At 69.1% G+C, this 21,642-nt stretch carries 20 protein-coding genes; 13 read left to right on the plus strand and 7 right to left on the minus strand.

All coding sequences use genetic code 11. The features are described from left to right. The first annotated feature begins 286 nt into the window (after window positions 1-286). The 9 genes from FPZ12_RS36225 to FPZ12_RS36265 all read left to right on the plus strand — a co-directional run bounded on the left by FPZ12_RS36225 (window position 287) and on the right by FPZ12_RS36265 (window position 9,626). Window positions 287-991 (plus strand): FadR/GntR family transcriptional regulator, encoded by a 705-nt coding sequence (locus FPZ12_RS36225; protein WP_243770216.1) that lies wholly within the window; start codon window positions 287-289, stop codon window positions 989-991. A gap of 378 nt (window positions 992-1,369) precedes the next feature. Then, window positions 1,370-2,764, plus strand: a complete 1,395-nt coding sequence (gene dctA / locus FPZ12_RS36230) for a C4-dicarboxylate transporter DctA (protein WP_144752249.1) — start codon at window positions 1,370-1,372, stop codon at window positions 2,762-2,764. A gap of 59 nt (window positions 2,765-2,823) precedes the next feature. Next, window positions 2,824-3,552: a sulfite exporter TauE/SafE family protein gene (locus tag FPZ12_RS36235; RefSeq protein ID WP_144752252.1), complete on the plus strand. Its 729-nt coding sequence runs from the start codon at window positions 2,824-2,826 to the stop codon at window positions 3,550-3,552. Window positions 3,553-3,690: 138 nt separating this feature from the next. After that, the gene (gene argH, locus FPZ12_RS36240) at window positions 3,691-5,196 is read left to right on the plus strand and encodes an argininosuccinate lyase (protein ID WP_166463022.1); all 1,506 of its coding nucleotides are present in this window, start codon (window positions 3,691-3,693) and stop codon (window positions 5,194-5,196) included. A 7-nt stretch (window positions 5,197-5,203) separates the two neighbouring features. Next, window positions 5,204-5,923 carry a succinate dehydrogenase/fumarate reductase iron-sulfur subunit gene (locus FPZ12_RS36245; protein ID WP_144752258.1) on the plus strand — a complete coding sequence of 240 codons (720 nt, stop codon included), beginning with the start codon at window positions 5,204-5,206 and terminating at the stop codon, window positions 5,921-5,923. Next, entirely contained in the window at window positions 5,920-7,665 is a 1,746-nt protein-coding gene (locus tag FPZ12_RS36250; RefSeq protein WP_144752261.1) for an FAD-binding protein, read from the plus strand. The genes FPZ12_RS36245 and FPZ12_RS36250 overlap by 4 nt, the downstream gene beginning before the upstream one ends. After that, window positions 7,662-8,165 (plus strand): succinate dehydrogenase, cytochrome b556 subunit, encoded by a 504-nt coding sequence (gene sdhC / locus FPZ12_RS36255; RefSeq protein WP_144752264.1) that lies wholly within the window; start codon window positions 7,662-7,664, stop codon window positions 8,163-8,165. The genes FPZ12_RS36250 and sdhC overlap by 4 nt, the downstream gene beginning before the upstream one ends. Next, on the plus strand, window positions 8,162-8,548 hold the full coding sequence (locus tag FPZ12_RS36260; RefSeq protein ID WP_144752267.1) for a succinate dehydrogenase/fumarate reductase transmembrane subunit: 387 nt from the start codon (window positions 8,162-8,164) through the stop codon (window positions 8,546-8,548). Before sdhC ends, FPZ12_RS36260 begins: the two co-directional genes overlap by 4 nt. A 25-nt stretch (window positions 8,549-8,573) precedes the next feature. Then, entirely contained in the window at window positions 8,574-9,626 is a 1,053-nt protein-coding gene (locus FPZ12_RS36265; protein ID WP_243770217.1) for a YdcF family protein, read from the plus strand. Between the two features lie 308 nt (window positions 9,627-9,934). On the opposite strand, the gene FPZ12_RS36270 is transcribed toward FPZ12_RS36265, so the two are convergent. The 4 genes from FPZ12_RS36270 to FPZ12_RS36285 are packed head-to-tail and all read right to left on the minus strand — an operon-like array spanning window position 9,935 to window position 13,985. Beyond that, window positions 9,935-10,642: a glycosyltransferase family 2 protein gene (locus FPZ12_RS36270; RefSeq protein ID WP_144752270.1), complete on the minus strand. Its 708-nt coding sequence runs from the start codon at window positions 10,640-10,642 to the stop codon at window positions 9,935-9,937. Continuing rightward, complete coding sequence (locus FPZ12_RS36275) at window positions 10,639-11,868, minus strand: bifunctional PIG-L family deacetylase/class I SAM-dependent methyltransferase (protein WP_144752273.1); 1,230 nt, start codon at window positions 11,866-11,868, stop codon at window positions 10,639-10,641. Before FPZ12_RS36275 ends, FPZ12_RS36270 begins: the two co-directional genes overlap by 4 nt. Beyond that, window positions 11,865-12,803: an acyl-CoA dehydrogenase family protein gene (locus FPZ12_RS36280; RefSeq protein ID WP_144752276.1), complete on the minus strand. Its 939-nt coding sequence runs from the start codon at window positions 12,801-12,803 to the stop codon at window positions 11,865-11,867. Before FPZ12_RS36280 ends, FPZ12_RS36275 begins: the two co-directional genes overlap by 4 nt. Window positions 12,804-12,809: 6 nt before the next feature. Next, window positions 12,810-13,985, minus strand: coding sequence for an NAD(P)/FAD-dependent oxidoreductase (locus FPZ12_RS36285; protein WP_144752281.1), 1,176 nt, complete (start codon window positions 13,983-13,985; stop codon window positions 12,810-12,812). 251 nt (window positions 13,986-14,236) lie between these two features. On the opposite strand from FPZ12_RS36285, the gene FPZ12_RS36290 reads away from it, so the two are divergent. Continuing rightward, on the plus strand, window positions 14,237-14,683 hold the full coding sequence (locus FPZ12_RS36290) for a hypothetical protein (protein WP_144752284.1): 447 nt from the start codon (window positions 14,237-14,239) through the stop codon (window positions 14,681-14,683). 64 nt (window positions 14,684-14,747) lie between these two features. Here FPZ12_RS36290 and FPZ12_RS36295 read toward each other — a convergent pair whose 3' ends face one another. From FPZ12_RS36295 to FPZ12_RS36305, 3 genes are all read right to left on the minus strand, one after another. Further along, a complete protein-coding gene (locus FPZ12_RS36295; RefSeq protein ID WP_144752287.1) occupies window positions 14,748-15,380 on the minus strand; it encodes an endonuclease in 633 nt (210 codons plus the stop codon). A 20-nt stretch (window positions 15,381-15,400) separates the two neighbouring features. Then, complete coding sequence (locus FPZ12_RS36300) at window positions 15,401-17,497, minus strand: catalase (protein WP_144752290.1); 2,097 nt, start codon at window positions 17,495-17,497, stop codon at window positions 15,401-15,403. 246 nt (window positions 17,498-17,743) lie between these two features. Beyond that, window positions 17,744-18,433, minus strand: a complete 690-nt coding sequence (locus FPZ12_RS36305) for an alpha/beta hydrolase fold domain-containing protein (protein WP_243770218.1) — start codon at window positions 18,431-18,433, stop codon at window positions 17,744-17,746. Window positions 18,434-18,555: 122 nt separating this feature from the next. Between FPZ12_RS36305 and FPZ12_RS36310 the strand changes: the two genes are divergently transcribed. From FPZ12_RS36310 to FPZ12_RS36320, 3 genes are all read left to right on the plus strand, one after another. Next, window positions 18,556-19,410 (plus strand): SDR family oxidoreductase, encoded by an 855-nt coding sequence (locus tag FPZ12_RS36310; RefSeq protein ID WP_144752296.1) that lies wholly within the window; start codon window positions 18,556-18,558, stop codon window positions 19,408-19,410. A gap of 77 nt (window positions 19,411-19,487) precedes the next feature. Continuing rightward, window positions 19,488-20,207, plus strand: coding sequence for a PAS and ANTAR domain-containing protein (locus FPZ12_RS36315; protein WP_144752299.1), 720 nt, complete (start codon window positions 19,488-19,490; stop codon window positions 20,205-20,207). A 63-nt stretch (window positions 20,208-20,270) separates the two neighbouring features. Next, window positions 20,271-21,581 (plus strand): cytochrome P450, encoded by a 1,311-nt coding sequence (locus FPZ12_RS36320; protein ID WP_243770219.1) that lies wholly within the window; start codon window positions 20,271-20,273, stop codon window positions 21,579-21,581. Window positions 21,582-21,642: the final 61 nt, after the last annotated feature.

The raw sequence follows: 21,642 nt of genomic DNA on the forward strand, positions 1-21,642 counted from the left end.
CCCGCCCACGACCGGACCCGGCTGAAGATCACGCACCGCGACCGCCACCACATCGGCGTCGTCATGGATCAGATAGCCCGGAGGGCCGGAGTCCACCATCACTTCTCCTTTGGATAGAGGTCTTACCTCTGGGGAGGCTAACTCATCGACGGCCTGCCGACAAGCACGTCGCGTTCCCAAATGCGAATTGGCCAGACCTCTACAATGGCGCCGGGCGAGAGGAAAGGCGGGGAGCACGGTCATGACCGCGGAGGGCAGCGTGTGGGTTCCGTTGCAGCAAGGAAGAGTGGCGGACATCGTCGCCGACCGGATCCTGCAGATGATCACGTCGGAGCAGTTGCGCCCCGGCGCGCAGCTGCCACCCGAGCGCGAGCTCGCGTCGCTGCTGGGCACCAGTCGTCCGTCGCTGCGGGAAGCGCTGCGTTCCTTGCAGGCCAGGGGATACGTGGACATCCGGCACGGCACCGGTGCCTTCGTCCTCGATCCGGCCACCGCTCGAACGCTTCGCGAGGCGATGTTCGCGGAGGAGATGAGCCTGGTCGAGTTGTTCGACATGCGCGAGGTGCTCGAACTGCCCGCCGCCGGCTGGGCCGCCGTCAAACAGGACGAACTGAGGCTCGCCCGTGTGCGGGAGGCTTTCGAGGCGGTCGACGAAGCCTCATCCGAAGAGCTCGCGCGGAGTGAAATCGACTGGCGCCGCATGCAAAGACTGGATGCGGCCTTCCATCTCAGTATCGTGCAGGCCGCGGGTAACCGGTTCATGAGTCAGAGCGTCACGGTGCTGCAGGACATTCTCGCGCGAGGAATGGAAACGACCCTGCGGATTCCGGGACGGCTCGCGCGCTCGCAGGCGGACCACCGGCGCATTCTCGACGCCGTCATGGCCGGCGATCCCACGGCGAGCCGCCGCGCGGTCGCGTCTCATATCAGAGGGGCGCGCAAGGCGGCCTTCACGCGAATCCGCGAACAGGGTGGCGTGCCGGGTGACTGAGTCTGCCTGGTCAGTGGTCTTACCAAGTCTTGAAGATCAAATCCAGAGTGACGCGACGCGAAACGCTCTGAACTGCGGATATAACCGGCCAAGAATATAAAAATTGGTCAGGCCACTTTCATCACATGGTTGCGATGACCCGGCACGGCGAGGTATAAGTGGTGCGCACCCGCAGTCGCCGGGGGGCACGGTCCCGGCGAACCGACCACCAGAATTTCGGAAACCTCCGGCTCCGCGTCTTCCATTGTGGACTCGTATCCAGGAACGTCCGACGTCCGGACTGGGTGAAGACGTGGCCCGCAGAGGCCGCTGTCGCGGCTTCCCGCTCAGGGGCTGAAGTTTGTTCAACGGCGAACCACTCTAGAGATGAGCCTCCCGATGCATGTCGACACGACTCGCAGCAAACATCCCGAATCCGGCCGGAAGCCCCTTCGCAAGCGCCTCCGGAAACTCTGCACCGCGATTTACTTCCAGGTGATCGTCGGCATCGCCGTCGGAATACTCGTCGGACGGTTCTGGCCGCATTTCGGCGAATCGCTGAAGCCGCTCGGCGACGTCTTCATCAGCATGATCAAGATGCTGGTCGCCCCGATCATCTTCATCACGGTGGTGCTGGGTATCTGCGGGGCGCAGAGCCTGCGGAAGGTCGGCAGGGTCGGGTTGAAGGCGCTGATCTGGTTCGAGATCGGGACGACGCTGGCGCTGGTCTTCGGGCTGGTCGTCGGCAACATCGTCAAACCCGGCTCGGGAATCAACGCCGACACGGCGAGTTTGAACACCGGGCAGATCTCGCATTACACCAGCGGCGGCGAGGACGTCAGCACGTTCAGCGGGTTTCTCAGTCATCTGGTGCCGACGTCGGCCGTGGGCGCTTTCGCGGACGGGAACATCCTCCAGGTGCTGTTCCTCGCCGTCTTCTTCGGTATCGCGATGACGCTGCTCGGGAAGAAGGTCGAGCCGGTCAAGTCCTTTTTGGACAACGTGGGCCAGATCTTCTTCCGTATCCTCAACATGGTCATGCGGTTCGCGCCCATCGGGGCGTTCGGCGCCATGTCCTACACGATCGCGACCTACGGGCTCGGTTCCATTGCCCAGCTGGGGTCCCTGATCGCCTGCATGTACGCGACGGCCATCCTTTTCGTGCTGCTCGTCCTCGGCTCGGCCACGCGGCTGAGCGGGCTGTCGATCTTCCGGTTGCTGCGCTACATCCGGCAGGAGCTGCTCATCGGTTTCGGCACCGCGTCCAGTGAAAGCGTGCTGCCCCAGCTGATGCGGAAACTGGAGCACCTGGGGATCAGCCGGTCGACCGTCGGGTTGACCGTGCCGTCCGGGTACTCCTTCAACCTCGACGGCACCGCCATCTATCTGACCCTCGCGAGCCTGTTCATCGCGCAGGCGACCAACACCCACCTGCCGCTGGCAGCGCAGATCAGCCTGCTGGTGCTCCTGGTCCTGACCTCCAAAGGCGGCGCGGGGGTCGCCGGCGCGGTGTTGTTCACCCTCGCCGCGACGCTGGAGGCGCACGCCGTCATCCCCGTCGCGGGGCTCGCCCTGATCCTTGGCATCGACCGTTTCCTCAACGAGGCCCGCACGCTGACCAACATCGTCGGCAACACGGTCGCCAGTGTCGTCGTCGCGAGGTGGGACAAGGACCTCGACGTCGCCCGTGCCCGGCGCGTACTTCGCGAGAACGACCAGCCTTCGCTCGATGACCTCGGCGGGATCGCCGGCACTGCCGAGTCTCCGGCGTCGCCGGCGATCGCGGCCAAGTAGCGCACCGCCGGGGTGGCGTGCCTCGAAGATTCCCGCGTGCACAAGGAAAGGGAGAAGGTATGCCGACCGCTGTGCTGCTGGCCGGAGTGGGCATCATCGGGTTCTCGGCGTTCCTCGGCGGGTTGACCGGGTTCGGGTTCAACCTGCTGGCGAGCCCGATGCTGCTGGTGCTGGGCATCCCGCCGGCGCAGGTGATCGTGATCAACCTGGCGCTCGCGCTGTGCACGCGGATCGTGGTCGTCTTCCGGCTGGGCGCCCACATCCGGTGGCGGAAGGTCATTCCGCTGATCGCCGCGAGCGTGCCGGGCCTGCTGTTCGGCATGTACGTGGCGACGCACGTGAACGAGCAGGCCCTGCGCTGGGCCACCGGTATCACGGCCATCGTCGCGGCCCCGGCGCTGTTGTTGTGGCGCTCGCGGGAAAAAACACTGTCCCAGCCGCTTTACGCGGCCTCCGGGTTCGTCGGGGGCACGCTCGCGACCACGACCTCGTTGAACGGCATCCCGCTCGCGCTCGTCCTCACGGCCGACAACGTGGAGCGGCGGTCGATGATCGCCGACATGGCGATCTATTTCGTGGTTTCGAACCTGATCGGCCTCGGGATTCTCGTGGCGGGCAGCGGCCTCCGTGACCTGAACTGGACGCTCATCCTGCTCTGGCTTCCCGGCGCGCTGCTCGCGAACTGGGTCGGGAACTCGTTGTCGCCCAAGGTGCCGCGGCAGGCGTTCCGGATTCTGACCTGTGGCCTGGTCGTGGTCGCCGGGGTTTCGACCCTCGTGTCCGGTTGAGACCGGCGTGTGCGATGGCCCACCGGCGGGTTGACGCCGGGAGCGCGAACCGAGCAAGGTCAGTGGTGGCAAGAGGTCTGTCCACCGGGCCGAACAATGTCGTTTGGGACGAGCCGTCCCCCGTCGATTGGACTCACAGTGAGCAGTGATCAGACCATTTCCCGGGAACGCCTGACCGAAGCGCCGGGCGAGGTGTACACGTCCACCATCCTGGAGCCCAGTTTCCGGTTCATGCTGAAGGAGTACTTCGGCGGGCTGCTCGAGGTGAACCAGGCGTGGGCGATCATGCTCGGGGAGACGGGCATCGTGCCTGCCGAGCACGTCCGCTCGCTGCTCACCGGGTTGCGCCGCATGGTCGACGAGGGTCCGGAGGCGTTCGCCGAGTTCAACCCGCACTACGAATACTTCTACTCCCATTTGGAGCACCGCCTCGCCGAGTACGCGGGCGCCGCGGCCGCCGGGGAGATCAACCTGGGCCGGACGAGGCCGGAACCGTTGACCCGGATGGCTTTGCGCCCGCGGCTGCTCGACATCGCCGAGGGCATCGGCGAACTGACCGACGTGCTGCTCGGCCTCGCCGAACGTGAGCGGGACACGGTCATGCCACAGTGGACACATCTGCAGCCGGCGCAGCCCAGCACGATGGGGCATTACCTGCTCGGCATCGTCAACGCGCTCTCCCGCGACGCCCGCCGCATCCGCGCCGCGTACGCCACGACCAACGCCTGCACGCTCGGCTGTGGCGCGCTCGCCGGCACTTCCTATCCGGTCGACCGGGAAACCGTCGCCGAGATGCTGGGCTTCGACGAGGTCCGCGAGAACACGATCGACTGCGTCGGCGCCGGTGACTACGCGCTCGAGTCCAGTTCCTCGGTCGCGAACCTCGCGATCACGCTGAGCCGGTTGTGCCAGGACGTGTACCTGTGGGCGACCGACGAGTTCCGGCTGGTCGAGATCGGCGACTCGTTCTCCGGCTCCAGCAGCATGATGCCGCAGAAGAAGAACGCGTACCCGTTCGAATACGTCAGGGCCCGTGGCGCCCGGGCGGTCGGGGAGATGACCGCCGCGTTCGGCACCTTGCACAACACCACCTTCGGCGATATCAAGGACGTCGAGGAGGAGATGGTTCCGCCTGTTTTCCGTGCCTGCGACGAGATGTCGGTGTCACTGCGGCTGCTGCGCGGCACGCTGGAAACGCTGACCGTCGACCGCGAGCGGTGCGCGGCTCGCGCCGGTTCCGGCTTCTCCACGGCCACCGAGCTCGCCGCGATGATCCACCGCAACACCGAACACGACTACCGCGCCGCGCACCGGGTCGTCGGCCACCTCGTCCTTCTCGCGACCCGGCAAGGGGTCGAGCCCGAGGACGTCACACTGTCGCTTGTGGACAGGGCGGCGGAGGAAACCCTGGGCGGCAAGTCGGGGCTGACCGAGGAGCAGGTTCGTCAGGGCCTGAACCCGCAGGGTTTCGTGGCCGCCCACACCGTGCTCGGAGGTCCGGCGCCGGAGCCGATGTCGGCCGCTTTGCGGCGGTCGCGGGAAACCGCCGCGAGCGACACCGAGTGGGTCTCTTCGACGCGCGCCAGGCTTTCGGTCGCGCATGACCGGCTGATGGTCAGCGTCGACAAGCAGCTCGGGAAGTGAGCGTCGGATGAGTCCGGTCAGGGCAGCGAGCCCGCACATCACGGTCCGGGTCACGCGCTCGGATTCCTCGGCCCCCTCGGAGTTCACCGTTCCGCGCATCAAACCGATGACGGTGCTCGACGCCTTGCTCGCGGTGCAGCGCCTGCACGATTCCGCGCTGGGCTTTCGTTTTTCCTGCCGCGTGGGCATGTGCGGCACCTGCACGATCCGGGTCGACGGCCGGTCCGCGCTGGCCTGCCAGACCGAGATCACCGACGAAATCGCCGAGATCAGGGTCGATCCGCTGGCCGGGCTGCCGGTGGTCCGGGACCTCGTCGTGGACATGACGCCGTTCTGGGAAGCCTGGAAGTCGGTCACGCCGTACCTCGTCCCGCACGACGACGCCGAGGTGGGCATGGACGCCGAGCCCGCGGTCATCCCGCCGGATTCCGAGGAGCGACGGCACATCGACCCTTCGCTGGACTGCATCGGTTGCGGCGCTTGCTTTTCCAGCTGCGGGATCGCCGGCGCGCATCGTGATTTCCTCGGGCCGGCGGCGTTGAACCGGGCGATGGTCCTGATCGACGACAGCCGGGACGCCGCTTCGCGGCTGCGTTTGTCCGTTGTCGGCGGAGACGAGTCCGGCGTCGACCGCTGCCACTACATCTACGGGTGTTCGGCCGCCTGCCCGAAGGGCCTCGATCCCGCGAAAGCGATCCGCCGCATCCGGAAGAAGAGGTTCTCATGACCACCACACCGTGGGCCGATCCCGAACTGCTCACCACCGACGTCGCGGTGATCGGCAGCGGGGGAGCGGGCCTGATGTGCGTTCTGCACGCGCTGGAAGCCGATCCCTCGCTCCACGTCACGATCGTCAGCAAGGGCGCGGTCGGCCGCTCCGGCTGTACCCGCATGGTGCAAGGCGGCTACAACGCCGTGCTGGACCCGAACGACTCCATCGACGCGCATTTCAGCGACACCCTCGCCGGTGGCAAGTACCTCAACAACCAGGAACTGGCCTGGACACTCGTCAACGACGCGCCCCGCGTGATCCACGAGCTGGAGACCCGCGTCGGCTGCTTCTTCGACCGCCGCGCGGACGGCCGGATCCACCAGAAAGCGTTCGCGGGCCAGACGTTCGACCGTACGGTTCACCGCGGCGACCTCACCGGCATCGAGATCATGGGCCGGTTGCGCGACCAGATGTTCCGGCTCGGCCCGGTCGAACTCGAGGACGTGCGGGCGCTGGATCTGATCCACGACGCCGACGGACAGCTCGCCGGGATCACCGGCGTGCACATGCGGACCGGCCGCCCCCTCGTCCTGCGGGCCAGGGTGGTCGTCGTCGCGACCGGTGGTTCGGCCACGATGTACCGCGTCGCCGCCCCGGCGCGGGAGAAGACCGGCGACGGCATCGCGATGTGCTGGCGTGCCGGTTTGGCCATGCGCGACATGGAGATGCTGCAGTTCCACCCGACCGGCCTGCTGGCGGGCGAAGCCCGGATGACCGGTGCCGTCCTCGAAGAGGGCCTGCGCGGCGCCGGCGCGATCCTGCGCAACGCCCTCGGCGAGCGCTACATGGAAAGCTACGACCCCGAACGTCTCGAACGCTCCACCCGCGACGTGGTCGCTCGCTCCGGTTACCTGGAGATCGCGGCCGGCCGGGGAACGCCCGAGGGCGGCGTCCTGATCGACATCTCGCATCTGGGACGGGAAGAGGTCGAACGGCGTTTTCCCGGGATGGTCGCGCGGACGCGCCAGATCGGGCAGGACCTCGCCAGTGGTCCGGTCACCGTGTCGCCGACAGCGCATTTCCACATGGGCGGCGTGATCATCGACAAGGATTGCCTGACGTCGCTGCAGGGTCTGCTCGTCGCGGGGGAGGACGCCGGCGGTGTCCACGGTGCGAACCGCCTGGGCGGCAACGGCGTCGCCGAGTCGACGGTCTACGGCGCGCGTGCCGGTGACACCGCGGCCGGGATGGCGCCCGCGCGTTCTCTTCATGAGCCCGACCAAGGCGAGATCGACGCGTCCTTCCGTCGTGCCTACGCGCCGTTGGGCCGGGAGGAGGGTCCTTCCCCGTTCGAGCTCACGCGCAGGTTGAAGGAGTTGATGTGGAACAAGGTCGGCGTCGTGCGTGACGGCGAGGGGCTGGTGCAGGCGGCGAAGGAACTCGACGGCCTCGCCGAGGAAGTGCGGACCGTCGCGGCACCCGGGCCTGCCGCCGTCAATTTCGGCTGGCAGGAAGCGATGGACCTGACGAACCAGATCACCGTGGCGCGGACGATGGCCTACGCGGCGGCCTGGCGAACCGAAACCCGGGGGGCGCACGCGCGCTCGGACTACCCGGATTCCCGGCAGGAGCTGGACTACCTGGTCCTCGAAGCGGGGCCGGGCGACGAGATCCACTCGTCGGTGGCGCCGGTCGAGTTCACCCACGCTTCGCCGCCGCGCCTGGAGAAGTCCGGTTCGGACGGAGGAAAACCGTGACTCTGCCGCAGTTCCTGTTCTTCCTCGGGTTCACGATCGTCGCACTCGTGGTCATCGCGTTCACTGTCGTGGTGTTGCGCAGCGCGCGGTTCTACGACGGGGGAGCCTTTCCCACCGGGGCCATGATCATGCGTCTCGCCCGGCCGGGCCGTGAACGGGTGGAGTTGCAGCGGTGGGCTTTCTACGTGCACCGCATCAGTGGCGCCGGCGTCTTCGGCTTCCTGTGCCTGCACGTAGTGGACGTGAGCCTCTTCGCGTTCTCTCCTGCCGTGTACGACAACGTGCACAGCCTGTACGGCACCGCGGTAATGCGCGTGATCGAGGTCGGCCTGTTGTTCGCCCTCCTTTTCCACACGTTCAACGGGTTGCGCCTCGTCTCGGTCGACGTCAAGGACCTCGGCATCGTGGCGTCGACCCGCGTCCTGTACGTCGTGCTGGCTTCGACGCTGGTCTTTGGCATCGTCGGCGCCTACTACATCCTGAAGCCGGTGTTCCTATGACGACCACACCCGCCCGGCCCGCGCCCGCTTCGCGCGGATCGGCCGTCCGCCGTCGCCGCGCCGCCTATATCAGCCTCCGGATGACCGGCGTGCTGCTGGCCGTGTTGGTGCTCGGCCATTTCGCCTCGACCCACGTGATCACCGACGTCTCCGGCACCGACGCGAACTTCATCGACGAACGCTGGGCGTCGCTGCTGTGGGTGATCTGGGACTCGGTCATGCTGGTCGCGGTGCTCGCCCACGCGGTGCTCGGGCTCTGGGCCGTCGTCGCCGACTACAGTGCCGGAACCCGCCGTCTGGTCATCCGCGCCACCGTTTTCGTCGTGGCGGGGCTGCTGTTGCTCGGCGGGCTCGCGATCATCATCGTGGGGGCCTCTGGCTGACGGCGCTGCTGCTCGATGGCGTGACGTGCGGGCGGATCGGGCGCGGTCGGCGGGATGGTCCGGCAGGATCACCGGGGTGTGGATCTTCTACCTGGCCGCGGGGGTGTTCGCCGTGGCTTTCGGGGTCGCCGTCCTGCGGGACCGGCGCCGGTTCCGCAACGCCGTCCTGCTCGGGCTCGCGATCGTCTGCCTGGCGTTGGGGCTGCTGGGGGAGGCCTCCCGGCTGGGGCCGGAGGCGTTCGATCGGTTCGTGTTCGCCGTGGTCGTGCTCCCGGGGCTGGCGGTGCTGGTGCTGGCCGGGTTCCTGCTGGTCAACGGCCTGACGATGGTGCGGCGCGAGGGGCGGCGCCTGGCGAACCTGTTGTCGCTGCTCGCCGGTGTGGCTTGTCTGGTCGTCTTCGTCCTGCCGGTGCTCGCCTACTACACGCAGCACCGACTGGTCACGACGGCGGCGCTGGTGTTGATGCTCGTGACCGGCTATGTCGCGTTCCTGTTCTGCAGCTACCTCGTGTACGCGGTGGTCTACGGACGCCTCGGTGCGCGCCCCGGTGCCGGTTTCATCGTGGTGCTGGGGTCGGGGTTGATCCGGGGGACGGTCCCGCCGCTGCTCGCCGCCCGGCTCGATCGCGGGGCCGCGGTGTGGCGTGCGGAGGAGGATGCCGGCGGCAGCCCGGTCCTGATCACCTCCGGTGGGCAGGGCCCGGACGAACCGGTGCCCGAGTCCCACGCGATGGCCGACTACCTCATCGAGCGGGGCATCCCGGGGGACAGGATCCTGCGCGAGGACCGATCCCGGACCACGCACGACAATCTGGCCTTCAGCAAGGCGTTGATGACCGAGCGGGACCCGGCGGCGCGGTGCGTGGTCGTCACCAACAACTTCCACGTCTTCCGTGCGGCCCTGACCGCGCGCCGGGTCCGCCTCAACGGGCAGGTTCTCGGCGCGCCCACCGCCCGCTACTACTGGCCGAGCGCGACGCTGCGCGAGTTCGTCGCCATCCTGACCGCGCACCCGCTGGTGAACCTCGTGATGTGCGCGCTGCTGGTGGCTTTCGGGATTGCGGTCGGGACACAGTAGGAGCCGGGGCAGTGTGGGGCCTTCGCCTGCACGAAGATCCCGGCGAGTTCGATGGCCCGTGAGCGCTACTTCCCCCCGGTGCCCCAACGAATCGCGGATCCGGTCGGCCAGTGCGGCGACGCGGCCGACGGTGTGCTGGGCGGCCTGGTCCGGTGGCGTCTCCTCCAACGCGGAGAGCAGGGACTTCGCCCGCGCGCTCCTGGTCGAGGGCCTTCGCCGTCAGCTCCTCGCAGCCGGGAACTTCGAGCGCACGAGTGGCCAGAAGTACTGTTCCTCCACCGCTTCGTGCGTCCGTGACCTTCCCTTCCTCAGGCCGCGGACAGCCGGCGCAACAGCGTCGCGAGTCCTTCCGGCGTGCGTCCGCGGAGCCGGGCGCTCGTGAGCACCCGGGCGTCCTCGTCATAACAACGGCGGAAACCCGCCCGCCCCAACCGGTTCCACAGGTCGTGATCCTCCCCTGTGGACAGTGCCGCGAAGCCGCCGACAGCGGTGTACGCGTCGGCGCGGACGCTGAGGTTCGCGCCGTAGACGTTCCCGTGCCCTTCCGGGACGACGGCATCCTCCAGCACACCCTGGTAGCGGAACCGGGCCAGCGGGCCGAGTTCGGCCGCGTCGAGGAGCTCGGCCGTCCCGGCGATCGCGTGCGCTCCTTCGTTCGCCCTGGCCACGTGCGCTCGCGCCCACCCGAGGTCCACACGGCTGTCGGCATCGGTGCTGAGCAGCAACGTCTCGACAGGGTCCACCCGCGACAGCCGGGAAAGGCATTGCCGCACACCGAAAGCCCGCACCTCGCCGACGTTCCGGGCCCAGTCGTTCCGGCACACCACATCGGAGGCGCCGAGCACTTCCGCCGCGGTCTCGGCCGTGTCGTCCTCGCACCGGTCGGCGACCACGCAGACCGTGCGCTCGATCGACGGCGGCAGCTGTCGCAGCGCTTTCCCGACGGCGCCGAGGCACGCGCCGATCGTCGTTCCTTCGTCACGGGCCGGAACGACCACCCCCACGGCGGCGATCATCGGCGCTTCAGCACGTGCAGCACGAACTCCTCGTCGTCGTGCGCGACGAGCGGTTCGAGATCCGGGTGGTCGATCAGCCGCTGGTGCGCGTCCCAGCCGTCGCGGGGTGCCTCCGGGGCCCACGGTTTCCAGTGCACCGCCAGCAAATGGCCTCCAGGACGCAACACGGACACCGACCGCCGGATCGTCTCGCCGAGATCGGCGTCGCTGAGGTAGTACAGGATTTCGCTGTGCACCACCAGGTCCGCGTCCGTGGAGAGTCCCTCCGGCAGGGCGGCCCTCGAAACCTCCACATGCGACAGTCCGGCGACCGCTGCCCTCGCCGCTTCCACCGCCTCGGCAACCGGATCGAACGCCACGAGCCTGTCGCAGCGGACGGCCAGCTCCCGGGTCAGGTTTCCGTTTCCACAGGCCGGTTCCAGAATTGTGCCGTAGTGTTCCCTTGGCAGCGCGGCCAGTGCGACCGCCCGCTTTCGCCTTTCGTACCACCGTTTCCCGGTCTCCCACGGATCCGGCGATGCCCGGTACAGCTCGGCGAACCGTTGCGGGGAAGCGGACTCACGCCGCGGTTCACGGAAGAAGATCTCGTCCGGGCGGTCGAAATGAGTGAGCACCTCGGGCGGCAGGATCGGCTCTTCACCGTGCGGGCCCGCGCTGGTCTGCGAGGTGAAAGCCTTGATCGCGCCCGCTTTTGCCGTGCGCTCCTGCTCGGTCAGCGTGAGCGAAAACGCGCGCTGCCACGGGATTTCGTCCGGTTCGAGCCAGTGCCACATCCAGATCGGATAGGACCAGCGTTGTGCGCCTTCGGGTGCGGCACGAAGCATGGCCAGCCCCGTCTCGCAGTGATCGGGATGCGGGTCGCCCGGCCACGGTGCCAGGCACAGGTCACTGCCCCGCAGGAGTTCCGTAAGCGCGCTTCTCAGCTGTTCGCCGCGTTCGTGCAGCCCGGAATCAGGGAGCCCGAGCCACACCGGTTCCACGTCGTGAACGCCCAGCGCGGCAAGGGAATCGGCGAGCTCCGCGCGGCGCACCGAGGCCAGCCGCCGTCGCTCGCCGCTGTCCGAGCGGGGAAAAGCGGCTTCGCCATCGGTCGCGATGACGAGTGAGATCTCGACCCCCTCGGCGTGCAGCCGCTGGATGAGCCCGGCAGCGCCGAGCGTCTCGTCGTCCGGGTGCGCGGCGACGATCGTGGCTCGCCTGATTCCCCGCAGGTCCAACGGTTTCATCGCATCGCCCCGTCGTAACGCGCCTCGCGGCCCAGCGCGGCCAGATCTCGCTCGGCGTGGTGCTGCCGGACGTACACCAGGAGATCCGACATGCGTTGCGCGAAGCCGCGGTCGCGGCACAGCGGCGTCGGCCCGGTGACTTTGGGGGCGCGGTCGAGCACGGTGGTGGCGCAGTTTTCGGCCGCGGCGCGGCAAACCGCCGCGCTCAGCGGATCTTCGGCGTGAGCGTCGATCGCGTGGGCCGTCTGTTCGAGCAGCGCGTCCGTCGCGCGGATCGCCGTGTGCATGGCGCCGAGATGCGCGAGCTGGTGCTCGTCGGGCTCTCGGGACCGCAGATACGCGGCGACATCGGCCAGCACGCCTTCCGCGCCGCCGAGCCACACGGCCGCGACCCCGCAGCTCCCATGGGCGAATCCGGGCCTCGACACGTACCAGCCCGGTGAGCCGATCACGTCGTCCGGCGCGACGGGCAGCTCGTGGAAGAGCACGTCCGCGCTGTCGGACTCCGCCATCCCGATGGCCTGCCAGCTCGACGCATCCCGCTCGATGCCCTCGCGCGTCAGGTCCACCTCGACGAGCAGGTCGTCCGCCGCGACGAGCGCGCGGTCGAGGAAGTGCGCGCCGGAGCAGAACCGCACGGTGCCGGAAAGCCTTCCCCTGTCGAGCTTCGCGCCCGTGCCCCCGGATTTCGCCGCCCACACGCCATAAAGCGCGTCCGGGACCGGTTCGCGGCCGGCCTCGGCGAGGATGGCGAGCGCGTCGGTGTGTCCTTCCGCGAGCCTGGCCAGCGCGAGATCCCGGGCGCCCAGCGCGGCGAGCGCGCGCCAGCGTTCCCACGTCCGGCCGCCCGCGGGCAGCGGCAGGTCGAGCGCGCCTTCACCGGCGAGGTGGCGGAGTTCGGTGGTCAACGACGGAGTGTCGAGCAGTTCGGTCATCGGCTGTCAGGTCCTCGGTGAAAGGGGCGCGCCGCGCTCGACGAGTTCGGCGCCTCGTTCGTAGTCCTCGTCGGCTTCGTGGGTGAGCACACCGACTGTGGTGCCGTTTTGCCCGTACCACACGGTGAAAGCACCGTCGCCGTGCCGGATCAGCTGGGCTTCGGTGAACCCGTCGCCCCAGGCGGCGTACTTGAGCACCCGGTCGCCGAGCACCGACCAGAAGCCGGGCGCGTTGGCCCACCGGCGATGCTCCCCGGCCGCGTTGGCGCCCGCGATCTCGCCCATGGTCTCGGCTTCGCCCCAGTGCTCGACCGGCAGCCGCCGGCCCGCGATCGCGTTGCACGCCAAGGCGACGTCACCCGCCGCGTACACGTCCGCCGCGCTGGTACGTAACTGTTCGTCGGTCATGACGCGGCCTTGGTCCGTGGCCAGCCCGGCCCGTTCGGCGAGTTCGGCCCGCGGTTTGACGCCGGTGGCGAGCAGGACCAGGCCGGTGTCCGGCAATGGCCCCGAATCGGTGCTGACGCGGTGACCTCGGTCGATTCCGGTGAGTTCGGTGCCGGTGAGCACGTGGACGCCTTCGGAATCGAGCCAGCCCAGGATTTCCCGGCCCGCTTCGGCGCCGAGCCGCTGGTGCTGCGGCGCCGGTCCCGGGCAGATCAGTGTGACCCTCGTGCCGAGCCTGCTGAGCGAAACCGCCGCCTCGCACCCGATGAACCCCGCGCCGACGACCACCGCGCTCCTCGCGTTCCGCGCGGCCTCGCGCAGTTCGCGGCCGCTCTGCGCGGAGCGCAGCGTGCGGACGTCCGGATGGTCTGCGCCGTCGATGGGCGGGCGTTGCGGCTCAGCGCCCGTCGCATACACACACTGGCTGTACTGCACGGTTTCGCCCGAGGCGGTTCGCGCCCTGCGCTCTGCGATGTCCCAGTGGGTGACCGGATCGTCCAGGGAAACCTGGATTTCCCGGTCGCGGTAGAAGGAATCCTCCACCAGCGGCAGGTCGTCGTCCCCGGCCTCGCCGCGCAGGAACTCCTTCGACAGCGGTGGGCGGGCGTAGGGCCGGTCCACGTCCGCGGACACCAGCCGGACTTCGCCTTCGCCCCCGGCGTCGCGGTACGCGCGCGCGGCCGACAGGGCGGCGGGGCCGCCGCCGATGATGAGGAACCGGCTTTCGCGTCGCATGACTACCGGGTACCCCCGAAAACGCGGGATAAGCAGGGGCGCCGGTCACATCGCCCGTGTCCACTTCGGACACGTGTAACGCGGCAGGGTACCGGGTATGGCGCGGGAAGGCGGCACGATCCGGAGAGGAGAGCGGATGAGGACGGTGACGTCGTTCCCGCACGAGATCACCGTGGAGGAGAACGTCTGGATCCCGATGCGCGACGGGGTCCGCGACGCTCACCATCCACACTGGACAGAGCGGGTTGACCATGCCGGTCCGCCCCGTCGCGGAGGACGACGAGGTCGACGCACGCCCGTTCGGCGAACCCGAAGGCGCCGAGCCGATCGCGGTGACCCGGCTGACCCGGCCCGACCAGCGCTGGACGGTGCGGCGCGAGCTGGTCGACTACGAGAACGCGCTGGAGATCGTGAAGAACACCGGGCTGGTGCGGTTCGAGGACCTCGGGCTGGAGGTCGACCGCGAGGTGGAGGAGAGCTACGGCTGGGTCGCCGACGACTTCTGCTCGCCCCGGGGTGAGACGTCGTGGTCGGTGCTGTTCCGGCGCGGCGAGTGGTCCGCGAGGACGGACACCCACACGACGGTCACCTGCACCCCGGAGGAGTTCGTGGTGCACGCGCGCCTCGACGCGTACGAGGGCGACGTGCGGACGTTCTCCCGCAACTGGAATCGCCGCATCCCCAGGGACTGCGTCTAGTTCCGCCGCCGTAGTGGTGGCTCGCTCCTGACGGGACGCCGCGGTCCGCGGCTTCGGGGCCCACTCACCCAAGGACCTGCTTGGCGATCTCCCGATCCAGAGACACCCGCACGAGGCCGGCCGCGAGGAGCGCGTCGTTCCCGGCCAGGCGGGCGAGTTCGTCCTTGTCCGTCGGCAGCCCCAGCCTGCTCGCGCCGTCGAGGGCCTTCTTGTCCAGGTACGGCCGCAGTTCCGGCCACACCGCCTGCGCCTCGCGGCAGAAGATGTCGGCGCCGACCGGGCCGACCCGGGAGAACTTCCGCAGGCGCTTGCGGATCTCGTCGGGCTTATGCCCCGCTTCCTCGCGCAGCTTGCGCAGATCGCCGGAATAGTCCGCCAGCAGCATTTCCGCGCTCTCGCCGAGGGCCGTGGCTGTCTGCTCGTCGTAGCGCTTGTAGTGCGCCCGGCCCAGCGCGTCCACACGGTCCTGCCAGCTCGCGTCGAGCATCGCCCGTGGCGTGGTCAGCTTGGCGGCGGTCAGTTCCCTCGCCGCGGCCACCGCGATGCCGGAGCTGATGCGCGTGGACAGCAACGTCGAGAGCACCAGCAGCCGGTACAGCGGGGACGGTTTGTCGGTGAGTTTGATCCCGGCTTCCTCGGCGAACGTCGGGCCCGCGTGTTCGAGCAGCCGGTGGATGGTCTTCGTGGGGTCGGACATCGTTGCCTCCTCAGGTTTTGTCAGGCCGGCACCGAATCGGTGCGGCGTTGCCAGGCCCGGTGCATGGCGAGTTCGGCGAGGAACGCCGTCGCGAACTCGCCGGGCAGGTCGTCGGCCGCGGCTGTCGTCGTGACGACGCCGTCGGCCACGACGATCGTTTCGTCCTTGGCCAGCCGCGAGCCGACCCCGGCCCGCTCCAGCAACTGCACGCCGGAGCCGCTGGCGGCGACCGCCTTGGCGTGTTTGTACGCCTCGGCCACGAAGTGCACCGCGTAGCCGTCCTCGCTCAGCGTGTCGACGCTGTCCGGCCCGCACGGCACCACCACGGCGTCATAGAGCACCGACGCCATCGTGTTCAGCTGCCTGTCCGCGGTCAGCGGATCACCGGTCCCCGCCGCGATTTCGCCCTCGTGCGGCGCGAGCAGTTCGACGATCGCCCCTGCTTCGGAGAGCGCGTCGGTGAACTTGCGGACCCCGGTCGCGTCCACCCCGTCGGCGAGCAGCACCGCGACCTTGCGCGTGGCCACGCTCCGCACCGGCGCGGCCACCTGCGACAGCGCGGGGGAGGTCCGGCCGTGGTTCGGCTCGCCGCTGCCGGGCTCGGGCACGCCGACCCCGGCGGCCACCCGCGCGGCGAGGTCGTGGTCGACGCGGTTCAGCTCGTGCACCGTCCGCGCGCGGATGTCCTTGTCGACGACCTTGCCCAGCTCGAACCGGAACGCGGCCACGATGTGCTCCCGCTCCACGACGGTCATGCTGTTCCAGAACAGGGTGGCCTGGCTGTAGTAGTCCTGGAAACTGGGGCTGCGCTCGCGGATCTTCTTGCCCGAGACGGCTTCGGTGTAGTGCCGGAAGGTGTCCGCGTCGGCGACCGCCGGGCAACCGCCGCCCAGGCTGTTCTTGAAGTAGCTCGTCTGTCCTTTGTGGATGTAGTGCTGGCCGTAGCCGTCGCGCTGGTTGTGGTGCACGGCCGCGACCGGCCGGTTCACCGGCAGCTGCGAGAAGTTGGGGCCGCCGAGGCGGATCAGCTGGGTGTCGAGGTAGGAGAAGTTGCGCGCCTGCAGCAGCGGGTCGTTGGTGAAGTCGATGCCCGGCACCACGTTCGCGGTGTGGAAGGCGATCTGCTCGGTCTCGGCGAAGAAGTTCTCCGGGTTGCGGTCGAGCACCATCCGCCCGGCCGGGCGCACCGGCACCTCCTCCTCGGGAATGATCTTCGTCGCGTCCAGCAGATCGAAGTCGAAGGAGTGCTCGTCGGCCTCGTCCACCAGCTGCACGCCCAGCTCCCACTCCGGGAACCGCCCGGCTTCGATGCTGTCCCACAGGTCGCGGCGGTTGAAGTCCGGGTCCTTGCCCGCGACCTTCTGGCATTCGTCCCACACCAGCGAATGCGTGCCCAGCCGCGGCTTCCAGTGGAACTTGACGAAGGTGCCCCTGCCCTCAGCGTCGACCAGCCGGAACGTGTGCACGCCGAAGCCCTGCATCATGCGGTAGCTGCGCGGCAGCGCGCGGTCGGACATCAGCCACAGCACCATGTGCAGCGATTCCGGCTGCAGCGAGACGAAGTCCCAGAAGGTGTCGTGCGCGCTCTGCGCCTGCGGGATCTCGTTGGGCGGTTCGGGCTTCACCGCGTGCACGAAGTCGGGGAACTTGATGCCGTCGTGGATGAAGAACACCGGCATGTTGTTGCCGACGAGATCGTAGTTCCCTTGGCGCGTATAGAATTTCGTCGCGAACCCGCGCACGTCGCGCACCGTGTCCGCGGAGCCGCGCGAACCGGCGACGGTGGAGAACCGCACGAACACGGGGATCCGCTCGCCACTGGTGAGGAACTCGGCCGTCGTGTAGTCGGAAAGCCAGCCGTCGTAGGCCTCGAAGTAGCCGTACGCCCCCGCGCCGCGCGCGTGCACGACGCGTTCCGGGATCCGCTCGTGGTCGAAGTGGGTGATCTTCTCCCTGGCGTGGAAGTCTTCGAGCAGCGTGGGCCCGCGGCCACCCGTGGTGAGGGAGTCGTCGTCGTGGTCCACCCGGACGCCTTGCTGCGTCGTGAGTGCGCGGTCGCTGTCATCGACGCGGTGCTCGTCCAGCTGACGCTGCTTGGCGTCGGTGTGCTCGGCCACGGTCTGCCTCTTTCCTTGCTCCGTACGGCTTGTTTCCTGCCAGCTACCCGGGGCGGCCACCGGTAAACCGGCGTGGTCGGCGATCCGTTCGAGGAGGTGCTCCGCGAGGTGCGGTTGCCCGACGAGGTCGCGGCGGTGGGCGGCTCCGCCTGCCTCGGCGGACGACGAGCGGGCGATGGAGGAGAAGTACCGGAAGGCCGTCGACCTCCTCCACTTCGAGTTCGAAGAGTCCGGGGACTGACCCGCTCAGCGCCCGGCGGGCGGGCGCCGGAGGATCCGCTCGAGGTGGTCGAGTTCCTCGCGGCCTTCCGGGATTTTTTCCATGACCCAGTTGTGGAACATCGCGCGCCGCTCGCGGTAGTCGATGTCGATCCCCGCTTCGGTGGCGTGCTGGGCGAACCGGCGGGCGTCCGGCAGGAGGACGTCGCGGGCGCCGATGAACAGGCTGAACGGGCCGAGCCCGGACAACTCCGCGTAAAGCGGGCTGATCAGCGGATCGTGCGGGTCGGCGCCTTCGGAGTACGTGCGGCCGGCTTCGCGCAGTCCGGTGATGCCGAGCATCGGGTCGTAGTCGTCGAGCAGCACCGACATCGGGTCGTCCACCAGCACGTCCAGCCACGGCGAGATCAGCAGGATCCGTTCCGGCTGCGGCTCACCGCGCTCGCGGAGGCGTTGCGCGATGGCCAGCGCGTCGTAGGTCGCCTGCACCATGGGCAGGATCGTGGTGTGGCTGTAGCGGGGGACGAGCGGGTAGAGCGGCAGCGTCACCGTGCACCCGAGCCGGTCCGCGAGTTCGGCGGCGTAACGCCAGTGGTGCGGTTCGATCTCCTCGACGAACCCGCCGCCGTGCACGCGTGGCAGCTGCCGGTGCAGGACGTCCGCGTTGTCGTAGAACTTCTTCCGCTCGCTCGCCAGGAGCGCGGCGATGCTGACCACTCGGTGATCCTTTCCCAGCGCCGTGGCGCTGTCCGTCCATGCGTGTCACCGCCGTCCGTGTACCCAGTTTTCCCAGGCTCACCACGGGTAGTCCGAGGCCTGGAACCGAAGGAGGGTGCACCATGTCCGACCGCGTACGTCCGCCACAACAGCAGGAGCCGCCGGGTACCACCCGGGAAATGGATCCGGCGCCGCGCGACACGATGGCCGGCTATGAGGGCCGTGACCTGCTCTTGAACCAGCGGGCGCTGGTCACCGGCGGTGATTCCGGGATCGGCCGGGCGGTGGCCGTCGCCTTCGCCAAGGAGGGCGCGGACCTCGCGATCGCCTACCTGGACGAGCACGAGGACGCCGAACGCACGGCGGAACTGGTGCGCGCCGAGGGGCGCCAGTGCGTGCTGCTGCCCGGTGACCTTGCCGAAGGCGCCCAGTGCCGGGAGATCGTCAGCGAGACCGTGAAACGGTTGGGCGGCTTGAACATCCTGGTGAACAACGTCGCCACGCAATGGCCGGTGGACGCGCCCGAGGAGCTGACCGAGAAGCAGTGGATGCACACCTTCGACGTGAACATCCACAGCTACTTCCGGGTCACCGACGCGGCGCTGGCACACCTCGGGGACGGGGACGTGATCATCAACACCGGTTCGGTGAACGGCTTGCGGGGCAACAAGTCCCTGATCGACTACTCGGCCACCAAGGGCGCGGTGCACGCGTGGACCTACGCGATGGCCCAGGCGCTGGCCGGGCGGCGGATCCGGGTGAACTGCGTGGCGCCGGGGCCGGTGTGGACGCCGTTGATTCCCTCGACGTTCCCGCCGGAGAAGGTGGAGAAATTCGGCCTGCAGGTGCCGTTCCAGGAGGCCGCGCATCCCGACGACCTCGCTCCGTCGTACGTGTTCCTCGCGTCGAACCGGCTTTCCGGGTACTACAGCGGCGAAGTGCTGGCCGCGCTCGGTGGCGAAACCACCCCGGGCTGAGGGAGTGCCCATGGGCACGCGATGGGCTCACCGGGTGACTTCGTCCGGTGGCCGCCCGAAACGGGCACGATGGACTCGTGAGTGACACCCTCGATCCTTCCGCCGCTGGCCCGCCGCCGGCGCTGCACCGGGTCGTGGCCGGTCGCCCCCACACGATCGGCAGCTTCCGGTTCCACTTCGCCGACCAGCGCTGGGAGTGGTCCGACGAGGTGGCCCTGCTCCACGGTTACGCGCCGGGCTCCGTCCACCCGACCACCGAGCTGCTGCTGTCACACAAACACCCGGACGACCGCGTCGCGGTCGCCGAAAACCTCGCCGCCGCCGTCCGCGACGGCACCGCGTTCTGCAGCCGCCACCGCATCATCGACACCACCGGAACCGAACATCACGTGCTCGTCGTCGCCGACCGGCTCTTCGACGACACCGGCGCCACCGTCGGCACCGCGGGCCACTACATCGACCTGGGCCCCGACCTCGCCGAACAGCGACGGCAGATCTTCAGCGAAGCGCTGCCGGACGTCGTCGACGCCCGCGCCGTCATCGAGCAGGCCAAAGGCGCGCTCATGCTCGTCTACGGCATCACCGCCGAGCACGCCTTCGCGGTCCTGAAGTGGCGCTCCCAGGAGACCAACAGCAAACTGCGGGACCTGGCCGCCAAGCTCACCGCCGCGCTGACCGCGCTCGGCGGCGGTCCGCTCCAGCAGCGCACCCAGTTCGACCACCTGCTGCTCACCATCCACGAATGCCCGCTACCGCCGGACGGCGAAAGCCGATTGGACCCCGGCCGGGGCGGGTAGCTCCCCGGTATGCCGACAGGACAAGAACTCCACGCGATCCCCTCAGACGAGACACTCTCGGCCGTGAGCCGCGGCAAGGAGCTCTCCCCGGCCACCGCGTCGGTCGCGGACACCGCACGCGTCGCCGCGACCGTGCTCGCGCCGACGCTGCGGGGCGGAGTCATCAAACGACGCCCGCGCGCGATGGCGCTGGCGGACCGGCTGCAACTGGACCGCCCCGGCATCCGGCTGCTGGGCAGGCTCCGCGAGCGTTACGGCGAGCGCCCGTTGCAGCTGCGGATCCCCGGCCGGTCGGTGACCGTGCTGCTCGGCCACGCCGACGCCGGCAGCGTGCTGGCGCGGACGCCGAGTCCGTTCACTCCGGCCACACTCGAGAAAAAGGCCGCGCTGAGCCATTTTCAGCCGCACGGGGTGCTCATCTCCGACGACGGCAACCGCGCCGCGCGGCGCGGCTTCAACGAGCAGGTGCTGGAACCGGGCCGGGCGATCCACGACCTGGCCGCCCCGTGGGCGCGGCGCATCGCGGAGCGCGCAAGTCAGCCGGCCGCCCCGGAACTGGACTGGGACAAGTTCAACACCCGCTGGTGGCAGCTCGTCCGCGAGATCACGCTCGGCGGTGACACGGCGGAAGACCGCGAGCTGACCGACCTGCTCGGCGCACTGCGCCTGGACGCGAACTGGGCCTACGCCCGCCCGAAACGCAAGCAGCTGCGAAACCGGTTCCTCGACCTGGTGCGGCAGCAGGTGGCGTTGAACCGGCCAGGCAGCCTCGCCGCAGCGGTGAACGCCACCCCGGCCGACGCGGCGACCGACCCCGCGGGCCAGGTGCCCCACTGGTTGTTCGCCTTCGACGCCGCCGGGATCGCCACCTTCCGCACGCTTGCGCTGCTGGCGTCGCACTCGCAGGCCGGGGCCCAAGCGCACGCCGAGGCGACAGCGGCCGACCCGAGCGAACCGCGGCAATTGCCGTTCCTGCGTGCTTGCGTACTCGAATCCGTGCGACTGTGGCCGACCACGCCGGCGTTGCTCCGAGAAGCAGCGGAAGATACGGCCTGGGGCCGCAAGGGCACGACGTACCTGGTGTCGACCCCGTTCTTCCACCGGGACGCGCAGCGCTTGCCCTACGCGGACCGCTTCGAACCCGGCATCTGGCTCGACGGCCGGGCGGCGGAACAGCCCGCGCTGGTGCCGTTCAGCGCCGGGCCGGGCGCCTGCCCCGGACGCGACGTGGTGCTGTTCGCGACGTCGACGCTGCTGGCGAACCTGCTGCGGCGGTACCGGTTCACGGTGCTGGACAAGCGACTCCGGCCCGGGGATCTCCCGGCGACCCTCGACCACTTCACCCTGCGGTTCGCGCTGGAACCCGCCGGGTGATCGCCGCCGGGTACCTTGAGGCCGTGCGAAATCGGGGCGTCGCACGGTGGAGAGGAGCGAC

This window comes from Amycolatopsis acidicola (assembly GCF_007713735.2).
In the GTDB taxonomy this organism is placed as follows: Bacteria; Actinomycetota; Actinomycetes; order Mycobacteriales; family Pseudonocardiaceae; genus Amycolatopsis_E; species Amycolatopsis_E acidicola.

Bases quoted from the DNA above. Each gene is read 5' to 3' on its own strand.
- dctA (WP_144752249.1), top strand. From the start codon at position 1,370: ATGCATGTCGACACGACTCGCAGCAAACATCCCGAATCCGGCCGGAAG.
- FPZ12_RS36235 (WP_144752252.1), top strand. From the start codon at position 2,824: ATGCCGACCGCTGTGCTGCTGGCCGGAGTGGGCATCATCGGGTTCTCG.
- FPZ12_RS36245 (WP_144752258.1), top strand. From the start codon at position 5,204: ATGAGTCCGGTCAGGGCAGCGAGCCCGCACATCACGGTCCGGGTCACG.
- FPZ12_RS36250 (WP_144752261.1), top strand. From the start codon at position 5,920: ATGACCACCACACCGTGGGCCGATCCCGAACTGCTCACCACCGACGTC.
- FPZ12_RS36260 (WP_144752267.1), top strand. From the start codon at position 8,162: ATGACGACCACACCCGCCCGGCCCGCGCCCGCTTCGCGCGGATCGGCC.
- FPZ12_RS36270 (WP_144752270.1), bottom strand. From the start codon at position 10,642: ATGATCGCCGCCGTGGGGGTGGTCGTTCCGGCCCGTGACGAAGGAACG.
- FPZ12_RS36275 (WP_144752273.1), bottom strand. From the start codon at position 11,868: ATGAAACCGTTGGACCTGCGGGGAATCAGGCGAGCCACGATCGTCGCC.
- FPZ12_RS36280 (WP_144752276.1), bottom strand. From the start codon at position 12,803: ATGACCGAACTGCTCGACACTCCGTCGTTGACCACCGAACTCCGCCAC.
- FPZ12_RS36285 (WP_144752281.1), bottom strand. From the start codon at position 13,985: ATGCGACGCGAAAGCCGGTTCCTCATCATCGGCGGCGGCCCCGCCGCC.
- FPZ12_RS36290 (WP_144752284.1), top strand. From the start codon at position 14,237: ATGCCGGTCCGCCCCGTCGCGGAGGACGACGAGGTCGACGCACGCCCG.
- FPZ12_RS36295 (WP_144752287.1), bottom strand. From the start codon at position 15,380: ATGTCCGACCCCACGAAGACCATCCACCGGCTGCTCGAACACGCGGGC.
- FPZ12_RS36310 (WP_144752296.1), top strand. From the start codon at position 18,556: ATGTCCGACCGCGTACGTCCGCCACAACAGCAGGAGCCGCCGGGTACC.